The organism is Falsiroseomonas oryziterrae, from assembly GCF_021864505.1.
In the GTDB taxonomy this organism is placed as follows: Bacteria; Pseudomonadota; Alphaproteobacteria; order Acetobacterales; family Acetobacteraceae; genus Falsiroseomonas; species Falsiroseomonas oryziterrae.
This window is the reverse complement of the sequence record NZ_JAKJIB010000337.1, coordinates 1-4,362: the sequence shown is the minus strand read 5'-3', so window position 1 is coordinate 4,362 and position 4,362 is coordinate 1. Positions and strand designations below refer to the sequence as shown.

Below are 4,362 nucleotides of genomic sequence, written 5' to 3'. Positions count from 1 at the left end.
CCACGGCCGGCGTCGGTGCGGGCGCCGCGGGCGCCGGGGCCTTGGGCTGCGCGGGCGCGTCGGAGGTGAAGCGGATGCGCGTCAGCAGGCGCGTCCGGCCGCGCTCCACGGCGGCGAAGAGGAAGGGGTTGAGCAGGATCGAGAGGATCGCGCCGGCCAGGATCAGGTCGCGTCCCTCGGGCGGCAGGATGGCGAGCGCGACGCCGAGGCCGGCGAGGATGAAGGAGAACTCGCCGATCTGCGCGAGCGCCGCCGAGACGGTGATGGCGGTGCCGGCCGGATGGCCGAAGGCGCGCACGATGAGGAACGCCGCAACCGACTTGCCGAAGACGATGATCAGCACGGTGGCGAGCACGGCCAGCGGCTGCTCCACCAGCACGGCCGGGTTGAACAGCATGCCGACCGAGACGAAGAACAGCACGGCGAAGGCGTCGCGCAGCGGCAGCGCTTCCTCCGCCGCGCGCTGGGACAGGCGGCTCTCGGCCATCATCATGCCGGCGAAGAAGGCGCCCAGCGCGAAGGAGACATCGAAGAGCTTGGCCGCGCCGAAGGCGACCCCCAGCGCGATGGCATAGACGGCGAGGCGGAACAGCTCGCGCGAGCCGGTATGCGCGGCGTGGTGCATGATCCAGGGGATCAGGCGGCGGCCGGCGATCAGCATGACGGCGACGAAGGCGGAGACCTTCAGCAGCGTCAGCCCGACGGTGGTCGCCACCTGGCCGGCCGAGAGCGATCCGCCGCCGGTCAGCAGCGGCGCGAGGGCCGGCAGCAGCACGAGGGCGAGGACCATCGCCAGATCCTCGACGATCAGCCAGCCGACGGCGATGCGGCCGCGCTCCGTCTCCAGGATGCGCCGTTCCTGCAGGGCGCGGATCAGCACGACGGTGGAGGCGACGGAGAGGGCGAGGCCGAAGACGACCCCGGCGCCGATGCCCCAGCCGAGCGTCCAGGCGAGGCCCATGCCGAGCAGCGTCGCGACGGCGATCTGCGCCACCGCGCCGGGGACCGCGATGGCCCGCACCTCCATCAGCTCCTTGAAGGAGAAGTGCAGGCCGACGCCGAACATCAGGAGGATGACGCCGATCTCGGCGAGTTCGTGCGCCAGCTTGGCGTCGGCGACGAAGCCCGGCGTGAAGGGGCCGACCGCGATGCCGGCGGCGAGATAGCCCACGAGCGGCGAGAGGCGCAGGCGATGCGCCAGCATGCCGAGCACGAAGGCGAGCACGAAGCCGGCGGCGATCGTCGCGATCAGCGGCGTGTCGTGGCCCGGCATTTCCGTCTCCCTGCGCTCGTCAGCTTAGGTGTTCACAACGCGCAGGGTTTCAACCGGAAATCTTGCGGAAAACATGGCCACCGAAAGGAAAGTCCAGATCAAGCCGCCGCGTAGCGGGACAGGGCGAGGTCGTCGGAGGCGATCTCCGGCGTCCGGCCGGTGACGAGGTCCGCCAGCAGGCGGCCCGACCCGCAGGCCATGGTCCAGCCCAGCGTCCCGTGGCCGGTGTTCAGGAACAGGTTCGCGTAGCGCGTCGGGCCGACCACCGGCGTGCCGTCCGGCGTCATCGGCCGCAGGCCGGTCCAGAAGCTGGCCTGCGCCACGTCGCCGCCGCGCGGGAAGAGGTCGGTGACGGAATGCTCCAGCGTCTCCCGCCGCGGCTTGCGCAGGCGCAGCGAGAAGCCGGCGAGCTCCGCCGTGCCGCCGACCCGGATGCGGTCGCCGAGGCGCGTGATCGCGACCTTGTAGGTCTCGTCCATCACGGTGGAGACGGGCGCGGCCGCCTCGTCGGTGACCGGCAGGGTCAGTGAGTAGCCCTTCACCGGATAGACCGGGACATGGACGTTCAGCGGGCGCAGCAGCGCCGGCGTGTAGCTGCCCATCGCGACGACGTAGCGGTCGGCAGTGACGCGGCCCTGGTCCGTCTCGACGCCGGTGACGGCGCCGGCCTCCGTGGTCAGGCCGCGGATCGTGACGCCGTGGCGGAAGGTGACGCCGGCGGCGGCGGCGAGCGCGGCGAGGCGCTGGGTGAAGAGGAAGGCGTCGCCCGTCTCGTCGCCCGGGAGCTGGAGGCCGCCGACGAACCTGCCGGGCACGAGGCCGAGCGCGGGCTCGGCCGCGACGCAGGCGGCGGGGTCGAGCAGCGCGTGGCGCACGCCGAAGGCCTTCAGCACCTCGATGTCGGCGCCGACCGCGTCGAGCTGCTTCTGCGTGCGGAACAGCTGGAGCGTGCCCCGGGTCCGCTCGTCGTAGCGGATGCCGGTCTCGGCGCGCAGGTCGCGCAGGCAGTCGCGGGAGTATTCCGCGAGCCGCACCATGCGCGCCTTGTTGGTGCCGTAGGCGGCCTCGGTGCAGTTGGCGAGCATCTTGGCGAGCCAGGCGTAGAGGCCGCCGTCGAGCTTCGGCCACAGCACGAGCGGGCGGTGGCGCATCATCAGCCACTTCATCGCCTTGATGGGGATGCCCGGCGCAGCCCAGGGGGCGGAGTAGCCGGGCGAGACCTGGCCGGCATTGGCGAAGCTGGTTTCCATGCCGGGCGCGGGCTGGCGGTCCAGCACCGTCACCTCATGGCCGGCGCGGGCGAGGTACCAGGCGCTGGCGACGCCGACGACACCGGAACCGAGGACCAGGACGCGCATCGAAGCCTCCGCTCGTGACGGGCGCAGGATAGGCGGCAGGATCGGTGGATTTCCGGCGATTCCGACGCATGGACTGGCGCAACTAGCGAAATCCTCGCATGATATTGCGCGTTTCCGCAGGATATTGCGCATGGATGAGGTGGACCGGGCGATCATACGGGAACTGCGCCGGGACGGGCGGATGCCGAACGCCGCGCTGGCCGAGGCGGTGGGTCTCTCGCCCTCCGCCTGCCTCCGGCGGCTGCGCCTGCTGGAGCGCCAGGGGCCGATCCGCGGCTACACGGTGGTGCTGGACGAGCCGCCGGCGAAGGACACGGTGACGGTGATCGTGCAGATCACGCTGGAGCGGCAGACAGACGAGCATCTGCGGCGCTTCGAGGATGCGGTCCGAAAATGCCCGGAGGTGCGCGAGTGCCACCTGATGACGGGCATGTCGGACTACCTGCTGCGCGTCGAGGCGCGCGACGCGGCGGATTACGAGCGCCTGCACAAGGAGGCGCTGAGCCGCATGCCGGGCGTGGCGCGCATCCAGTCGAGCTTCGCGATCCGCACGGTGATCCGGGGGTGACGTGGCGCGATGGCGCGGATGGGGCGCTGATGCTTCGACCCCCACCCCGACCCTTCCCAGCATGCGGGGAAGGGACGGGGGAGCGCTAACCTTCGTCCTCGGTCCGCATCGCGCAGGCATTGTGGATGCGGGTCGCGGCGATGGCGGCATGGGACATGCCGACGACGATCTGATCGAGGCCCGCCACGATGTCGCCCGCGGCGTAGAGGCCGGGCACGGAGGTCATCATGCCCGCATCCACCGTCAGCGCGCCCTTCGCGTCCCGTGCGGCGCCGAGCGCATCCGCCAGCTCGGTCCGGTAGCGCAGGCCGAGGGCGGAATAGAGCACGTCGAAGCGCAACTCCTGTCCGTCGATCCGGATCGCCGCGATGCGGTCGCCCTGGACCTCCACCGCAGTCACCGGCCGCTCCACGATCCGCACGCGGTGGCGATCCAGCGTCGCGCGGTTATCGGCGTCGATCTCCATCGGCCGCCCGAGCGTCAGCAGCGTGATGTCGTCGGAATAGGTGCGGGCGATGAAGGCGGCCTCGCCGGCACCGCCCGCGCCGTGGCCGATCACGCCGATTCGTTGCCCGCGGCTCTCGTAGCCGTCGCAGACCGGGCAGTAGCGGATCAGGCCGCGGCGCACCGCGTCGGGCAGGTCGGGCAGATCCGGCTCGTTGTCGCGCGATCCGGTGGCGAGCAGGACATGACGCGCCCGCACCGGCGCATGGCCGTCGAGTTCCGCCACGAAGTCCCGGCCGTCGCGTCGTAGCGTGGCGACGCGGGCGCGCAGCACCCGGATGCCATAGGGCGCGAGCGCGGCGCGGTGGCGGCGGAGGATCTCGGGCCCCGGGATGCCGTCGGCGAAGAACGGGATGTTGTGGCTCGAGGGGATCCAGGCGGCGCGCGGGTCGCCCTCGTCCGCCACCATGACGCGGCGGCGGAACCGCGCGAGGTAGAGCGCGGCGGTCAATCCCGCCGGCCCGCCGCCGACCACCAGCGCATCGAGCTTGTCCGTCATCCGGGACGCAACGCGGCGCGGGCGGCGCCGGCTGCATCCGGTGGCCGCACGCGGCGTTGCGAGGGGCGACGCATCGACGGAGCCGGTCATGGCCCAACGCCCCTCCCCGCCCACCCCCTGGATGGTCGCCGCCGCCGCCGTTGCCGGCTGGTTAACCCTC

At 72.0% G+C, this 4,362-nt stretch carries 4 protein-coding genes; 1 reads left to right on the top strand and 3 read right to left on the bottom strand.

Going from position 1 to position 4,362, the window contains the following annotated elements; translation table 11 throughout:
* A partial coding sequence (gene ybaL, locus L2I40_RS19580; RefSeq protein ID WP_237216863.1) for a YbaL family putative K(+) efflux transporter occupies window positions 1-1,273 on the bottom strand: 1,273 nt, incomplete at its 3' end.
* Window positions 1,274-1,371: 98 nt separating this feature from the next.
* Window positions 1,372-2,631 (bottom strand): D-amino acid dehydrogenase, encoded by a 1,260-nt coding sequence (locus tag L2I40_RS19575; protein WP_237216862.1) that lies wholly within the window; start codon window positions 2,629-2,631, stop codon window positions 1,372-1,374.
* 130 nt (window positions 2,632-2,761) lie between these two features.
* Between L2I40_RS19575 and L2I40_RS19570 the strand changes: the two genes are divergently transcribed.
* Complete coding sequence (locus tag L2I40_RS19570; protein ID WP_237216861.1) at window positions 2,762-3,199, top strand: Lrp/AsnC family transcriptional regulator; 438 nt, start codon at window positions 2,762-2,764, stop codon at window positions 3,197-3,199.
* 85 nt (window positions 3,200-3,284) lie between these two features.
* Here L2I40_RS19570 and L2I40_RS19565 read toward each other — a convergent pair whose 3' ends face one another.
* Window positions 3,285-4,202: an NAD(P)/FAD-dependent oxidoreductase gene (locus L2I40_RS19565; RefSeq protein ID WP_237216860.1), complete on the bottom strand. Its 918-nt coding sequence runs from the start codon at window positions 4,200-4,202 to the stop codon at window positions 3,285-3,287.
* Window positions 4,203-4,362: the final 160 nt, after the last annotated feature.